Source organism: Xenorhabdus sp. IM139775 (assembly GCF_028598745.1).
GTDB lineage: Bacteria > Pseudomonadota > Gammaproteobacteria > Enterobacterales > Enterobacteriaceae > Xenorhabdus.
The window spans coordinates 1-15145 of record NZ_JAQRFK010000007.1; the positions used below are offsets into that span (position 1 = coordinate 1).

The 15145-nt window shown below is 46.5% G+C and carries 13 protein-coding genes and 1 pseudogene; 11 read left to right on the plus strand and 3 right to left on the minus strand.

The features are described from left to right. Window positions 1–64: 64 nt before the first annotated feature. From PSI17_RS02510 to modC, 5 genes and pseudogenes are all read left to right on the plus strand, one after another. Window positions 65–673 (plus strand): annotated as a pseudogene (locus PSI17_RS02510) (IS110 family transposase); the annotation flags it as partial. Window positions 674–1404: 731 nt separating this feature from the next. After that, window positions 1405–1545, plus strand: a complete 141-nt coding sequence (locus PSI17_RS02515) for an AcrZ family multidrug efflux pump-associated protein (protein WP_273550448.1) — start codon at window positions 1405–1407, stop codon at window positions 1543–1545. 215 nt (window positions 1546–1760) lie between these two features. Then, a complete protein-coding gene (gene modA / locus PSI17_RS02520) occupies window positions 1761–2531 on the plus strand; it encodes a molybdate ABC transporter substrate-binding protein (RefSeq protein ID WP_273550449.1) in 771 nt (256 codons plus the stop codon). Window positions 2532–2548: 17 nt separating this feature from the next. Then, on the plus strand, window positions 2549–3241 hold the full coding sequence (modB, locus tag PSI17_RS02525; RefSeq protein WP_273550518.1) for a molybdate ABC transporter permease subunit: 693 nt from the start codon (window positions 2549–2551) through the stop codon (window positions 3239–3241). Continuing rightward, window positions 3235–4299, plus strand: coding sequence for a molybdenum ABC transporter ATP-binding protein ModC (gene modC / locus PSI17_RS02530; RefSeq protein ID WP_273550450.1), 1065 nt, complete (start codon window positions 3235–3237; stop codon window positions 4297–4299). Before modB ends, modC begins: the two co-directional genes overlap by 7 nt. A gap of 75 nt (window positions 4300–4374) precedes the next feature. Here modC and PSI17_RS02535 read toward each other — a convergent pair whose 3' ends face one another. After that, window positions 4375–5190: a pyridoxal phosphatase gene (locus PSI17_RS02535; RefSeq protein ID WP_273550451.1), complete on the minus strand. Its 816-nt coding sequence runs from the start codon at window positions 5188–5190 to the stop codon at window positions 4375–4377. Window positions 5191–5338: 148 nt separating this feature from the next. On the opposite strand from PSI17_RS02535, the gene pgl reads away from it, so the two are divergent. Then, window positions 5339–6325, plus strand: a complete 987-nt coding sequence (gene pgl, locus PSI17_RS02540; protein ID WP_273550452.1) for a 6-phosphogluconolactonase — start codon at window positions 5339–5341, stop codon at window positions 6323–6325. Between the two features lie 117 nt (window positions 6326–6442). On the opposite strand, the gene PSI17_RS02545 is transcribed toward pgl, so the two are convergent. Together PSI17_RS02545 and bioA are read right to left on the minus strand one after the other, a co-directional pair. Continuing rightward, window positions 6443–7024 carry a hypothetical protein gene (locus PSI17_RS02545; protein ID WP_273550453.1) on the minus strand — a complete coding sequence of 194 codons (582 nt, stop codon included), beginning with the start codon at window positions 7022–7024 and terminating at the stop codon, window positions 6443–6445. A 305-nt stretch (window positions 7025–7329) separates the two neighbouring features. Next, entirely contained in the window at window positions 7330–8598 is a 1269-nt protein-coding gene (gene bioA, locus PSI17_RS02550) for an adenosylmethionine--8-amino-7-oxononanoate transaminase (RefSeq protein WP_273550454.1), read from the minus strand. A 95-nt stretch (window positions 8599–8693) separates the two neighbouring features. Between bioA and bioB the strand changes: the two genes are divergently transcribed. From bioB to uvrB, 5 genes are all read left to right on the plus strand, one after another. After that, entirely contained in the window at window positions 8694–9734 is a 1041-nt protein-coding gene (gene bioB, locus PSI17_RS02555; protein WP_273550455.1) for a biotin synthase BioB, read from the plus strand. Next, a complete protein-coding gene (gene bioF / locus PSI17_RS02560) occupies window positions 9734–10885 on the plus strand; it encodes an 8-amino-7-oxononanoate synthase (RefSeq protein ID WP_273550519.1) in 1152 nt (383 codons plus the stop codon). Before bioB ends, bioF begins: the two co-directional genes overlap by 1 nt. Continuing rightward, window positions 10869–11642, plus strand: coding sequence for a malonyl-ACP O-methyltransferase BioC (gene bioC / locus PSI17_RS02565; protein WP_273550456.1), 774 nt, complete (start codon window positions 10869–10871; stop codon window positions 11640–11642). The genes bioF and bioC overlap by 17 nt, the downstream gene beginning before the upstream one ends. Further along, complete coding sequence (bioD, locus tag PSI17_RS02570; RefSeq protein ID WP_273550457.1) at window positions 11632–12315, plus strand: dethiobiotin synthase; 684 nt, start codon at window positions 11632–11634, stop codon at window positions 12313–12315. Before bioC ends, bioD begins: the two co-directional genes overlap by 11 nt. Window positions 12316–13017: 702 nt before the next feature. Next, window positions 13018–15045 (plus strand): excinuclease ABC subunit UvrB, encoded by a 2028-nt coding sequence (uvrB, locus tag PSI17_RS02575; protein WP_273550458.1) that lies wholly within the window; start codon window positions 13018–13020, stop codon window positions 15043–15045. Window positions 15046–15145 lie beyond the last annotated feature (100 nt).

Sequence of the window (15145 nt, forward strand, 5' to 3'; positions counted from 1 at the left end):
ATTAGCCTTGGCGTTTATCGTTATTTGGCTGCCTATGTGGGTTGATTGATTTATGAACACAAAACGTCAACAGGCCCTAACCAAATGCATGATTTTTTTGCTGGAGTTTGGTATCAGCCTGCCAAAAGGTGAGGCGGTCATTAAACGGTTATCTCTGGTTCTGGCAGAGCACGCAATTCCCGATTATCTGAGCCGTTTGCGGATGAAATTACATGCCCACTATCTTTATCTTGTCGAGCAAATAACGGCACTGGAATCAGAATTAAATCAGTCCCTCAAGGCGGACGAGGCGGCTCAACGCATGATGACAATACCGGGGGTGGGGCCAATTACCGCCAGTTTACTTTCATCCCAGCTCGGGGATGGCAAACAATTTTCATGCAGCCGGGATTTTGCGGCTTCGGTGGGGCTTGTTCCCCGACAATACAGTACGGGAGGAAAACCCACGTTGCTGGGGATTAGCAAACGCGGCAACAAAAATTTGCGTCGATTGCTGGTTCTGTGTGCCCGAACGTTTATGATGCAGCTTGAGCATCAGAAAGGCAGGCTTGCCGAGTGGGTTCGGGAGCAACTCAACAGGAAACATTCGAATGTGGTGGCCTGTGCACTGGCTAACAAACTGGCACGAATAGCCTGGGCTCTCACCACTCGGCAAAGTGGATACCAGGTCTAACAGATACTGCTGACTCAATGACTTGATTATTAGACCGTGAAATACACGTCACCCATCTGGTTTTGCGAAGACTGATTATTGATGACATGAACGGCCAATTGGCCTGATGAATAACCTGATTAAAAAAATGGCTCATTGAAGCCGATAGTCTTTTTAGGTTCATCAGGCGCAGAACTCATCGTGGCGCGGGAATCCACTCCCATAGAGACGCTGGATAGATTTAAGCAAGCCAACCATTCATTAAAAATTAGTGTTGCAAAAACGGGGAAGACCATAGATTTTTTAAAGCAGAACGAGGCGGTATCATGACGGCGCTACCTTACAGAGATGCATTGTGTCTACATTTTACTCAATTTGGTGGCTGTGAAAAGTTTTTAGAGGTTCCCTCTAATTTATACAGATGAAATCCCACAGTAAGAACTTTCATCATATAACCATTATCCCAACCTGCTTTCTGACGTTTAGTTTTTACGCCCACTTTCAGCGTCTTCTCACGGCATTGCCAAGGGGAGTGCCTTTCATGACAGTTTCTACGGTTATCATTGCAGATGAATCCGTTTCGGAGTCAGCACAGAGTGGCAATAATCACTTTATCCGCATTGAACAATAAAAATCGCACGTTTCGTCGATTACTGTGACTGTTTTATTGTCTAGAATAGTTAGATTAACGTCTGTGTCAGATTCAGGTGTGATACAGTTAATTTGTTAGTCACTCAGGAGATAAGGTTAGCATGTTTGAATTGCTTAAAAGTTTGGGATTTGCGTTGATCATGGTTCCCGTGGTGATGGCCGCTATTTTGGCGCTGATTTACGTGTTGGGGGGGTTATTCAATGCGATCTCCAAAACAGAAAATACCCGTCAGCAGCCTTGATCCTTGTGATTTCCATTACCCGGTTATCCGGGTAATCATCAATTCCTACCTTCTCTTCATATTAACCCCAGCCAGATGTAATCCTTGCATTAAAATCAACATAAAAACTAAAACTGGCTCACAACCTGCCGATTAATCTCAGGATAGCATTTTCATTTAACGTTGTATCTTGTTATATACAACGTACCATATTGATTATCTTAGGTAAGTATAAAATGAAAAAGAACGTTTATCCGTTGCTGACAGGGGCTGTAGTATCTTGTGCGCTGGTCGGAAATGTTTGGGCAGCAGATAAAGTGACAGTTTTTGCGGCGGCTTCATTAACCAATGCCTTAGATGATATTGCGGCACAGTATAAACAAGAGAAGCAGGGCGATATTGTGGCTTCCTACGCTTCATCCTCGATACTGGCACGTCAGATAGAACAGGGCGCACCGGCGGATATTTTTATTTCGGCCGATCAGCAATGGATGAATTACGCGACGGATAAACAATTAATTGCTGAAAATACCCGCCATACCTTGTTGGGCAACCAGCTTGTCCTGATTGCACCTAAAGAGAGCAAACTGGATAAGGTGGCTATCAACCGGCAAACCAAATGGAAATCCTTGCTGGCAGGAGGGCGTTTAGCGGTGGGTGATCCCGATCATGTGCCGGTGGGTATTTACGCCAAAGAATCACTGCAATATTTACATGCGTGGGAGACGGTTAATCCACTGATGGCGCGTACTAACAATGTGCGTAGTGGCATGGCACTGGTCGAGCGGGCAGAGGCTCCGTTGGGCATTGTTTATGGTTCTGATGCCGTCGCCAGCCATAAGGTGAAAGTGGTCGGCATTTTCCCATCTGAAAGCCATAAACCGGTGGAATATCCGATCGCAATCATTAAAGGTCATGAAAAACAGGTTGTTAGCGATTTTTATGACTATCTTAAGACCCCTGAAGCCGCCACTATTTTTAAACGTTATGGCTTTAGTCCACTGTAGGAACTGATCTTTTGGCGATGTTAAGTGAATATGAATGGCAGGCAATTTTACTGAGCTTAAAAATTTCAGGAATTGCCGTGTTATTCAGTTTGCCATTCGGGATACTGATGGCATGGATGCTGGCCCGTTGCCAGTTTTTTGGAAAAACCCTGCTTGACAGCATCATCCATCTGCCACTGGTATTACCGCCAGTGGTGGTGGGATATCTGTTGCTCATTAGTATGGGGCGCCGGGGAATCATTGGTGAATTCCTTTATGACTGGTTGGGTGTCAGTTTTACATTTAACTGGACAGGAGCGGCATTAGCTTCGGCGGTGGTGGCTTTTCCGCTGATGGTCAGGGCCATCCGGTTATCACTGGAGGGCATCGATCAGCGTTTGGAACAGGCCGCCCGGACGTTGGGAGCCGGCTCGCTTAGAGTCTTTTTCACCATTACCCTGCCGTTGTCATTACCCGGCATCATTGTGGGGGCGGTATTGGCCTTTGCCCGCTCGTTGGGGGAATTTGGTGCCACCATTACCTTTGTGTCGAATATTCCGGGGGAAACCCGAACCATTCCGCTTGCCATGTATACATTGATAGAAATGCCGGGATCTGAAACCGCTGCCGCCCGCCTGTGCATCATTGCGATTGCGTTGGCGCTGATTTCATTGATGCTTTCCGAATGGTTGACACGTTGGGGCCGGAAACGTTTGGGGGCAGTATGTTAGAACTGGATTTTGAACAGCGCTTGGGCGAGCTGCACATGCAACTTGATACCACATTGCCCACGGAAAGCATTACTGCCATATTCGGGCTTTCGGGGGCAGGAAAAACTTCACTGATCAATGTCATTGCGGGGTTGAGCCGCCCACAAAAAGGCCGCATTGTTTTAAATGGCTCCACGTTAGTGGATACAGAACGCAACCTCTTTTTGCCACCAGAAAAGCGCCGTATTGGTTATGTTTTTCAGGATGCACGCCTTTTCCCACATTATCGCGTGAAGGGAAACTTACAATACGGCATGGCACCAGAGATGAAACCGCAGTTTGACAGCATCATTGGCCTGTTGGGGATTGAGCATTTACTGTCACGTTTTCCCGGCACATTATCGGGTGGAGAAAAACAGCGGATAGCGATTGGCCGGGCATTACTGACAGCCCCTGAGCTTCTGCTTATGGATGAACCCTTGGCATCATTAGATTTACCCCGTAAGCGTGAGTTATTGCCTTATCTCGAAAAATTATCCGAAGACGTCAAAATTCCGATCCTGTACGTGAGTCACAGTTTGGATGAAATTTTACGCTTGGCAGATAATGTTATTGTCATGGACAAGGGAAAAATCAGGGCGACAGGAACTCTGGAAGAGGTTTGGTCGAGCAGTGTACTGCGCCCGTGGCTGCAAAAAGAGAGTCTGGGCAGTATCCTGAAAGTTTCCGTTATGGAACATCATCAGCGTTATCATATGACCGCCGTCGCGGTGGCTGATAAACTCCTTTGGTTGCCACAAATGAATGCTTCTCCGGGAACGGATCTGCGTATCCGCATTGATGCCTCAGACGTTTCCTTAGTGGTGGAGCCACCAAAAGTCAGCAGCATCCGTAACACCTTGCAAGTCAAAGTTCTTGAGTTTTTTGAGGATAATGGTCAGGTTGATGTCAAACTGGCGCTGGGCGAACATCGTTTATGGGCGAGAATTACCCCTTGGGCGCGGGAAGAACTTAATCTGCGGGCAGGGCAATGGTTATATGCACAGATAAAGAGCATATCGCTAAATCGTTCTTTATGAACAGGTAGAAAGTCACATTTATAGGGAGCACAGCCGTGGGCTGATTTGCTCCCGTTGAATGGATGTCAACAGTGATTACAGCACATATTTTCGCAGGATTTCAGCGATGCCGGGCTGGGTATTATCCCGCGTGACAATATCTGCCCGCGCTTTGACGGCATCGACGCCATTCCCCATGGCAACGCCCAATCCAACGCTTTCCAGCATACTGAGATCGTTATAATTATCACCAAACGCAATCACCTCTTTCATGCTCATGCCTTGCGACTCCACCCATTGTTGCAGCCGCATACCTTTGCTATTGCCTTTCTTGGCGATATCGACCTGATCAAACCATGACCATTCACACTCAAGGCCAATATTTTCCTCAATTTGTTCGCTAATTTTACGCAGCTTCACTAAATCGGATGAGCTGGTGGCGAGTTTCCAAATCGCACTCACATTATGGATGGCATCTTGGAAATTTCCGGTTTGCCGGACATTAGGGCGCTGGTGCTCAGGCAGGGAATCCGACCATGCCAAGGTTTGGGCTACAGTGTGGGGAAATTGATATAAAATGGCATCATCAACATACATCAGATGCTGAATTTCCGTGTCTTGCAGATAGGAAAGTGCTTGAGAGGCTTCTTGAATAGAGAGTGGATTTGAGGCCAATACTTTCTTGGCATGATAATCATATGAATAAGCCCCATTGCAACAAATGGCAGGCGTATCGAGTTGCAGCGCTTGATAGAAAGGATGGATGGCGACATGATGGCGTCCGGTGACAATCAAGACCTTGATACCTGACTGGCGGGCTTCATTTAGGGCTGACAGTGATTCTGGCAGAATACGTTTTTGTGGATCGAGCAATGTTCCATCGAGATCCAGCGCGATAACGCGATATGACATGGGTTGGCCTCTGGGTTGTCTATGATACAAACAAATATTATAGGGTAGTTGAACATCATTAAATGGTTATATAGGCAGTTTAGCAAACAAATTTATTCAAGAATCGTTATAGATCAATGAAATGGCAATGAAGCATTAAGGAGAGAACATGAAACAGGTGGTTTATACAGCCAGCCCAAATAGCCGACAGATCCACGTATGGTCGCTGAATGAAGCCGGAGAACTTTCGCTTCTCCAGACCGTCAATGTGCCGGGTGAAGTACAGCCCATGGTCGTTAATCCTGATGGCAGACACTTATATGTGGGAATTCGTCCGCAATTTAGTCTCGTTACTTATGCCATTGGGCAAGATGGATGTCTTGAACAGCAGGCCATTGCTCCCTTGCCGGGCAGCCCGACCCATATATCCACTGACAGGACGGGGCGTTTTTTATTTTCTGCTTCTTACAGCTTCAATAACTTAAGTGTCCATCCTATTGATGAAAATGGGATCGTCCAAGCACCAAGCCAAATTGTAGAAGGTCTGCAAGCGCCACACTCTGCCAATATTGATCGGAAAAACCGTCAATTGTTGGTTCCATGTCTGAAAGAAGATCATATTCGTATTTTCAACTTGGATGAGCAGGGCTGCCTGACAGAAAACAGGGCTGATGAAGTGACCACAGCAGCCGGTGCAGGCCCGCGTCATATGGCATTTCATCCGAAAAAAACGGCTATTTACTGTATTAATGAATTGGATTCAACCGTTGATGTGCTGCGTAAATGGGAAAAATATCGCATTGTGCAATCCATTGATTCGCTGCCAACCGATTTTTCCAGCGTTCGTTGGTCGGCGGATATTCATATTACACCGGATGGCCGCCACCTGTATGCCAGTGAGCGTTCTGAGAGTCTAATCAGCCACTTCCGTGTATCAGAAGAGGGTTATCATTTGACATTAGCCGGGCATTATCCGACAGAAACCCAACCCCGTGGGTTTGCCATCGATCATAGCGGTCATTTTCTGATTGCATCGGGGCAGAAGTCGGATCATATTTCAGTATCACGCATTGACAAATATTCGGGAGAATTAACTCAACTGGCACGTTATCCGGTTGGCAAAGCCCCGATGTGGGTGACAGTATTGGCACTGTAAACCTGAGCCGCGCTATTTTTGGCGCGGCGATATTAATTTTCAGGCCTTGATTGGCATTTAAAATCGACTAATTATATAAAATAAATAACCAATTCTAACATAATAAGCGGGAATAACTTATTGATGTTGGATTAAACTGAATGTTCCGATACCCGAAAAAACAACCGGGTATGTGATTAATATATGATTCTGATATACAGAAAATAGATCGCCTAAATAGACACTTCCACTATAAAGACGTAAGACGATATTTCTTGGATTAATGTAAAGCTGGAAATTGAGTGGCGTATTGATAATGGATCTGGCATGTTTTACGACACCTCCAAGATGAATATTATTAAAATTCAATATAGGGGTATTATACCCGCCCTGAATATAGCCATTGAAGTTGGTTTTTTTCCCTATATTCGGCTCGTGTCCAATGATGGCAGGATAAGATGATACTTGGATAAAGGGATAGCTGCCATATTGATGATAGGTGTTAATGTTAAAATGCCCACTGACAAATTCTGTTTGTTGTAATGCAGGGCGGGTTAATGAATCTGGTTTGACATTTTCTGCAAACAGATGGGCTAATTCAGGTTTTTCTTTTACCAGAATTTCGTAATGTGAAATCTCTTGGTCATACCGGGTCTTAGAGAGTTCAAATACATCTTGTATTTCTTCATTGGAAATTGAAAGCAAATTTTCTTTATTCATGATTTATTCCTCTTTGTTTAAATAAGTATGGTTACGTCATGAATATATCAGATAATTTATTTTTAGGTGATGTAGTGACCCCGGTTTGACTCATTAATATTTGTCAGTGATTGCTATTTGTGGATGCGATAATAGACTGTGGTTTTTTATTAGAAATAGAAGATTAAATTTATTTATCCAGTCACCTAATTAAATAAATTTTCATAATAGTGAGAGTTTGTAACCTTGTCCCCCACGGCGCGGAGGACAAGGTTTACGCCTATCATTTTGAAACGCTAATTAAATAGGTGGCTGGATATTATGCTTTAATTTACCGCATCAATAATGGCCTTTGTCAGTCTCGATAGCTGTTCTGCCTGAATAATATAAGGAGGCATCAGGTAAATTAACCGGCCGAATGGCCTGATCCACACCCCCTGCTGGACAAAATGGCGTTGCAGTGAAGCGACATCAACGGGCTGTTTCATTTCAACAACCCCTATGGCACCTAAAACCCGAACGTCTTTGACAGAACGGTGTGATTTGAGCGGCGCTAATTCCGTTTTTAGCTGCGTTTCAATGGATTGAATGCGTTGTTGCCACGGGCTGTCAGAGAGCAATTTCAGACTGGCACTGGCGACGGCACAAGCCAGAGGATTGCCCATAAAAGTTGGGCCGTGCATAAAACAGCCTGCTTCACCTTGGCTGATAGTTTCAGCGACATGACGGGAAGTCAGTGTGGCGGATAATGTCATATATCCCCCCGTCAACGCCTTGCCTAAGCACAATATATCTGGCTCGATCCGGGCATGTTCACAGGCGAATAGCTTGCCGGTTCGCCCAAATCCGGTCGCAATCTCGTCGGCAATCAACAAAATCTGATATTCATCACAAAGTCGGCGAACTTGGCGTAGATATTCAGGGTGATAAATCCGCATCCCGCCAGCGCCTTGAACAATAGGTTCTAACACCACGGCGGCGATTTTATCATGGTATTGCAGCAATAATCGTTGCAAAGAACCCATGTCTTCCGGTTGCCACTCATCACCAAACCGGCATTGTGGGGCATCAGCAAACAGATGATTGGGGAGATAACCTTTGTACAGGTTGTGCATGGAATTGTCCGGATCGCAGACCGACATGGCACCAAAAGTGTCACCATGATAACCATGACGCAGCGTCAGGAAACGATGGCGTATCTCCCCCTTCGCTTGCCAATATTGCAAGGCCATTTTCAGGGCGACTTCCACAGCGATAGACCCCGAATCTGCCAAAAAAACAGACTCCAGAGAACCCGGTGTCATCGCCACTAATTGCCTGCACAGTTCAACCGCTGGAGGGTGGGTGATGCCGCCAAACATAACATGAGACATCTTATCGATCTGAGATTTTGCCGCCTCATTGAGGATGGGATGATTATAACCGTGGATAGCTGCCCACCATGAAGACATGCCATCAACCAATTTGCGGCCGTCTGATAAAACCAGCTCCACACCACCGGCTGAGACGACAGGATAAGTGGGAAGTGGATGAGTCATTGAGGTATAGGGATGCCAAATATGGCGCTGATCAAATTCAAGATCTGAAGGGGTCATAATAACTTTGTTGTAAACCTTTTTAGTTTCATTTTGGTTGACATGATAACCGCATTATTTAAACTGACAACATTTTTTACATCGGAGATGTTATTGTGAGCGAGCGTCAACATTGGACAATCAAACAGGCACAAGCGCTGTTTGATAAACCTTTTTTTGAATTATTATTTCAGGCACAACAGGTACACCGTGAACATTTTGACCCACAACAAGTACAGGTCAGTACACTGCTTTCAATAAAGACAGGGGCTTGTCCAGAGGATTGCAAATATTGTCCACAAAGTTCCCGCTACAAAACAGGTCTGGAAAAAGAGCGGTTAATGGAAGTGGAAAAAGTCATTGAATCAGCGCACAAAGCTAAAAGTGCGGGTTCAACGCGTTTCTGCATGGGCGCTGCCTGGAAAAACCCGCATGAACGCGATATGCCATATTTGGAAAAAATGGTCAAAGAAGTCAAAGCGCTGGGAATGGAAACCTGTATGACGCTGGGAATGTTGAATCAGTCTCAGGCACAACGTTTGGCAGGGGCGGGTCTGGACTATTACAACCATAACTTAGACACCTCGCCAGAATTTTACGGCAATATCATCACGACGCGCAGTTATCAGGACAGATTGGACACCTTGGTTAATGTCCGGGATGCGGGCATTAAAGTGTGCTCAGGCGGGATCGTGGGTTTGGGCGAGCAAATTCGCGATCGGGCAGCATTATTGGTGCAATTAGCGAATTTACCGAAGCCGCCGGAAAGTGTGCCGATCAATATGCTGGTAAAAGTGAAAGGAACGCCACTGGAAGACAATGACGATGTTGATCCTTTTGACTTTATTCGTACCATCGCTGTCGCGCGGATCATGATGCCAAAATCTCATGTCCGTTTATCCGCAGGACGTGAACAGATGAATGAGCAAACTCAGGCCATGTGTTTTATGGCCGGCGCCAATTCCATTTTCTACGGCTGTAAATTGCTGACCACACCAAACCCCGGTGAAGATAAAGATCTGCAACTGTTCCGCCGTTTGGGCATCAACCCCCAACAGACAAAAATCGCTTTTGGTGACAATCAACAGCAGCGGCACTTGACTGAAGCCATTATTCATCATGCTGATAACGAACAATTCTATAATGCGGCAGTATGATGAGCTGGTCAGACTTTCTCTCCCGGCGTTTGGCCGAACGTCGGGGCACTTCGTTATGGCGTAACAGGCAACCTCATGATGGATCGGATGGGCGCGTATTATCCACTTCGGCGGGTCAATACCTTAATTTTTCCAGTAACGATTATCTTGGCCTGAGCCAACATCCCCGGATTATTGCCGCCTGGCAGCAAGGTACCGAACAATATGGTGTGGGCAGTGGCGGTTCCGGGCACGTTACGGGTTACACTGCCGCGCATCATACTCTGGAACAACAATTGGCACAGTGGTTGGGATACTCCCGCGCACTGCTTTTTATTTCGGGTTATGCCGCTAATCAAGGCGTGATTGCGGCCTTGATGGCAAGCGAAGATCGCATTATTGCTGATCGCCTGAGTCATGCTTCGTTGATTGAAGCCGCACTGCACTCTCCCGCCCAACTACGGCGTTTTCTGCATAATGATATGAGCTCCTTGCAGCAATATCTGGCAAAAACCAGTGTCGGTAAAACGCTGGTGGTCACGGAAGGGGTTTTTAGCATGGATGGCGATTGTGCACCACTGGCAGAGATCGCACAGCAAGCGAAATCGACAGCAAGTTGGTTGATGGTGGATGATGCTCATGGCATAGGTATTCAGGGTGATGAAGGGCGCGGCAGTTGCTGGGTGCAAAAGGTTAAACCGGAGATTTTGGTCATTACCTTTGGCAAAGCATTTGGCTTGAGCGGTGCCGCCGTTTTATGTGATGAGCAAACCGCAGAATACCTGCTCCAATATGCCCGGCACCTGATTTACAGTACCTCAATGCCACCGGCTCAGGCTGTGGCTCTTTCCGCAGCAGTGCGACAAATCAGGGCGGGAGATGTGTTGCGCCAGCGATTACAAAACAATATTCGTTACTTTCGTCGCGAAGCACGGCACCTGCCTTTTTCATTGATGGATTCAGAAACGGCTATCCAGCCGCTAATTGTGGGTGACAATGCGCGTTGTAGCGCACTATCTCAGGCGCTCAAGCAAAAAAAAGTGTGGGTCAACGCGATCCTGCCCCCCACGGTTCCCCCTAACAGTGCGCGATTGCGCATTACGTTAACCGCCAGCCATACACGGCACGACATTGATCTATTACTGGAGGCGCTGCATGGATCGGGTGGTTAACGCCGTTGATAAGCAAGCGATTGCCGGTGCTTTTGGCCGCGCGGCTTCCCAGTATGACACGCTGGCTAAATTGCAACAGCAAACCGGTGAGTATTTGATGGTATTGGCACAAGCGGAAGATACCGGTATGCGGGTATTGGATGCAGGATGCGGAACCGGTTTTTTCAGTGCTCGCTGGAAACAGCAGGGTAAACAAGTGATTGCACTGGATCTGGCTTCCGGCATGTTGAACTATGCAAAGGGGCAGCAAGTTGCTGATTATTATCTGCAAGGCGATATTGAGCATTTGGGATTGGCGGATAACAGCGTAGACCTCTGTTTCAGCAATCTGGCGGTACAATGGTGCAATGATTTGCCGTGCGCATTGCGGGAGTTTTACCGGGTTACCCGTCCCGGCGGCCTTATCGTATTTTCCACGTTGGCACAAGGCTCGTTGCATGAATTGGCTGCGGCGTGGGAGCGCGTGGATGGTTATCAGCATATTAACCCATTTCTGCCATTGCAGACGATGACACAGGCATGCCAGCCCTATCGACATAAGGTCATTAACCGGCAATATGACCAGTGCTATCCACAACTGTTACCCTTATTGAATTCGCTAAAAGGGATTGGTGCGACACACCTTCATCACGGCCGCCAACAGGGATTAATGACAAGAAAACGTCTAAATGCCCTTGCCGAAGCCTATCCACGCAACAACGGGGATTACCCTTTAAGCTATCAAATTGCATTTGGAGTCATTTATTGTGACAAATAAATATTTTCTGACCGGAACCGACACGGAAGTCGGTAAAACGGTGGTGAGTTGTGCCTTGCTACAAGCGGCTCATCAAAAAGGGTATCTGACTGCGGGTTACAAGCCCGTGGCATCCGGCAGCGAAGTAACGGCGGAAGGGATACGCAATGGCGATGCCTTGGCCTTACAGCGTAACAGTGCCGTGCCATTAACTTATCAGGAGGTGAACCCTCTGGTATTTGTGGAACCGACATCACCTCACATCATCAGTGCAAAACAGAATCAACCCATCGATTTTTCTGTTTTATCAAAGGGATTAGACGTATTGGCAAAAAAATCTGACTGGGTGTTGGTTGAGGGCGCAGGGGGATGGTATACGCCACTATCGGAAAATACCACGTTTGCTGATTGGGTCACTCAGGCGGATTTACCGGTCATTTTGACCGTTGGGGTTAAATTAGGTTGTATTAACCATGCCGTATTAACTGCCAAAGCGATCCTCTATTCTGGATTGAAACTGGCAGGCTGGGTTGCCAATGAAATTGAGCCGGCCGGCAAGCATCAGGCTGAATATTTGGCAACACTGGCGCAGATGATCCCCGCACCTTTACTGGGCGTGATCCCCCATCTGGGTGGATCATGGGATGAAAATAATCTGGGAAAATATATCACGATTGATTTATTGGTTAACTAATTGTTTACTTTGGGTTAGTTAAAATTGGCGTCTGTAATGGCTCTCTCATTGATGTTCTTAAGTAAAAGCTGTTTTATTTCAACAACGATTGAGCCATTTTTGATCAACAAATAACGCGAATCAGTCCCAAAACAGCATAAAAATATTCTGCGATTGAAAAAATTGATCAGTGGGGATAACTCCGCAACCGCCCATGCTTAATAGGTTTTGCTGAGTTATCCACTATTCCTGTGGATAACCTTGTGTATTAGTTTTAGAAAAGTATCCTCGTGCAAGGCAATACGCGGCTTGCACAAGATTTGCTGTTATTCTCTACTTGGATTTTTTTGTAATCAAGATCAATGCGTTAAATAAAATCAATTCCTTTCTTCATCCCTTTGCTATTCTGTGCTTTATCATTTCAATCGTTAATACAAAAATAGAAAAAAGCAAGATCATTATCTGGGGATAAAAATAGCCACCATTAATGTTAATTAAAGGTTAATACCGCAAGGTTAATATCATATTGCGGTAAGACATTATTTTGCCAATTGACTTGAAGCTGTTTTTTTATCCAGTATTATAAAAGTGTTTTGTTAGTATGCTCGTCATACTTCAAGATGTATTGATTTATCTCCCTGCGGCACGGGGAGATAATCAGAGGCTTTCGTCTTGCGAGCGCAACTTGGCGTTTATAGGGGACATGCGGATGGCGTGGGGAAAATGAGCAAAGAAACGAACAAGGTATTTCAGTTACATTCTGATTTTAAACCGGGGGGCGATCAGCCATCGGCCATCAGACAATTGCAGGAAGGGCTGGAAGATGGACTCGCCCATCAGACACTTCTGGGGGTAACGGGATCGGGTAAAACGTTCACGATTGCCAATGTGATCGCAAACTTAAATCGACCCACGATGATCCTTGCCCCGAATAAAACATTGGCGGCACAGCTTTATAGCGAAATGAAAGCGTTCTTCCCTGAAAATGCCGTGGAGTATTTTGTTTCCTATTACGATTATTACCAGCCTGAAGCCTATGTGCCCAGTTCCGACACCTTTATCGAAAAAGACGCTTCAGTCAATGAACATATTGAGCAGATGCGCTTGTCCGCAACGAAAGCCTTGCTGGAACGTCGTGATGTCGTCGTGGTGGCTTCGGTTTCTGCGATTTACGGTTTGGGTGATCCTGATAGCTATTTGAAAATGATGCTTCATTTGACGCATGGCATGTTAATTGACCAGCGTGCCATCTTGCATCGTTTGGCAGAATTACAATATACCCGCAATGATCAGGCATTCCAGCGCGGAACATTTCGGGTGCGCGGTGAAGTGATTGATATTTTCCCCGCAGAATCGGATGAGCACGCCTTGCGCGTAGAATTGTTTGATGATGAAGTCGAGCGCCTTTCCCTGTTTGATCCGCTGACCGGTCAGGTTCAATACGAGGTGCCGCGCTATACCATCTATCCCAAGACCCACTATGTGACCCCGCGTGAACGTATCCTTCAGGCGATGGAAGAGATCAAAGTGGAGCTGGAACAACGGCGCAAGGTTCTGTTGTCGTCAGATAAGTTACTGGAAGAGCAGCGTATTACCCAGCGAACCCAATTTGATCTCGAAATGATGAATGAATTGGGTTATTGCTCTGGCATTGAAAACTACTCCCGTTATCTGTCCGGGCGTTCTGCCGGCGAACCCCCGCCAACATTGTTTGACTACCTGCCGGCAGAGGGGTTGCTGGTGGTGGATGAATCCCACGTGACGATCCCCCAGATTGGTGGCATGTACCGGGGGGATCGCTCCCGCAAGGAAACATTGGTGGAATATGGTTTCCGTTTGCCATCCGCGCTGGATAACCGTCCACTGCGGTTTGAGGAATTTGAGGCGTTGGCTCCGCAAACCATTTATGTTTCTGCCACGCCCGGCAACTATGAACTGGAAAAATCGGGTCATGAAGTGGTTGAACAAGTTGTGCGCCCGACGGGGCTGATTGACCCTGACGTTGAAGTGCGCCCTGTGGCAACTCAGGTGGATGATTTACTGTCTGAGATCCGTATCCGTGCGGCAAAAAATGAGCGCGTGCTGGTCACAACCTTAACCAAACGAATGGCGGAAGACTTGACCGAATACTTGGAAGAGCATGGTGAACGCGTGCGTTATCTCCATTCCGACATTGATACCGTCGAACGGGTAGAAATCATCCGTGATCTTCGTCTTGGTGAATTTGATGTTTTGGTTGGCATTAACCTACTGCGTGAAGGCTTGGATATGCCGGAAGTTTCCCTTGTTGCCGTGTTGGATGCCGATAAGGAGGGTTTCCTGCGTTCAGAGCGCTCCCTGATCCAGACCATAGGCCGTGCGGCGCGTAACCTGCATGGTAAAGCCATTTTATACGGCGATAGGATCACAAATTCGATGGCGAAAGCCATTGACGAAACAGAGCGCCGCCGTGTTAAACAGCAGGCATTTAACGAAGAAAATGGCATTGTACCGCAAGGGTTGAACAAAAAAATCGGTGACATTTTGAAAATTGGTCAGCCGGTCAATGGCAAAGGGAAAGCGAGAGGAAAAAATAAAACTTCCTTGGGTACGGATGATTACCGCAACTTGCCGGCGAAAGAGCTGGAGAACAAAATCCGTCAACTGGAAGAGAAAATGTACCAATATGCACGGGATCTTGAGTTTGAACAGGCGGCCAATATTCGTGATCAGGTTCAGGCATTGCGGGCACAATTTATCGCCAATTCCTGAACATTAATTTGAAATATACCCGATAAACTTCAAGTTGCCGCTTGCAAGACAAAAGTCATTTATTATCTCCCCACTGCGGGGGGAGATAATAAAGGTATCT

Bases quoted from the DNA above. Each gene is read 5' to 3' on its own strand.
- PSI17_RS02515 (WP_273550448.1), top strand. From the start codon at position 1,405: ATGTTTGAATTGCTTAAAAGTTTGGGATTTGCGTTGATCATGGTTCCC.
- modA (WP_273550449.1), top strand. From the start codon at position 1,761: ATGAAAAAGAACGTTTATCCGTTGCTGACAGGGGCTGTAGTATCTTGT.
- modB (WP_273550518.1), top strand. From the start codon at position 2,549: ATGTTAAGTGAATATGAATGGCAGGCAATTTTACTGAGCTTAAAAATT.
- modC (WP_273550450.1), top strand. From the start codon at position 3,235: ATGTTAGAACTGGATTTTGAACAGCGCTTGGGCGAGCTGCACATGCAA.
- PSI17_RS02535 (WP_273550451.1), bottom strand. From the start codon at position 5,190: ATGTCATATCGCGTTATCGCGCTGGATCTCGATGGAACATTGCTCGAT.
- pgl (WP_273550452.1), top strand. From the start codon at position 5,339: ATGAAACAGGTGGTTTATACAGCCAGCCCAAATAGCCGACAGATCCAC.
- PSI17_RS02545 (WP_273550453.1), bottom strand. From the start codon at position 7,024: ATGAATAAAGAAAATTTGCTTTCAATTTCCAATGAAGAAATACAAGAT.
- bioA (WP_273550454.1), bottom strand. From the start codon at position 8,598: ATGACCCCTTCAGATCTTGAATTTGATCAGCGCCATATTTGGCATCCC.
- bioF (WP_273550519.1), top strand. From the start codon at position 9,734: ATGAGCTGGTCAGACTTTCTCTCCCGGCGTTTGGCCGAACGTCGGGGC.
- bioC (WP_273550456.1), top strand. From the start codon at position 10,869: ATGGATCGGGTGGTTAACGCCGTTGATAAGCAAGCGATTGCCGGTGCT.
- uvrB (WP_273550458.1), top strand. From the start codon at position 13,018: ATGAGCAAAGAAACGAACAAGGTATTTCAGTTACATTCTGATTTTAAA.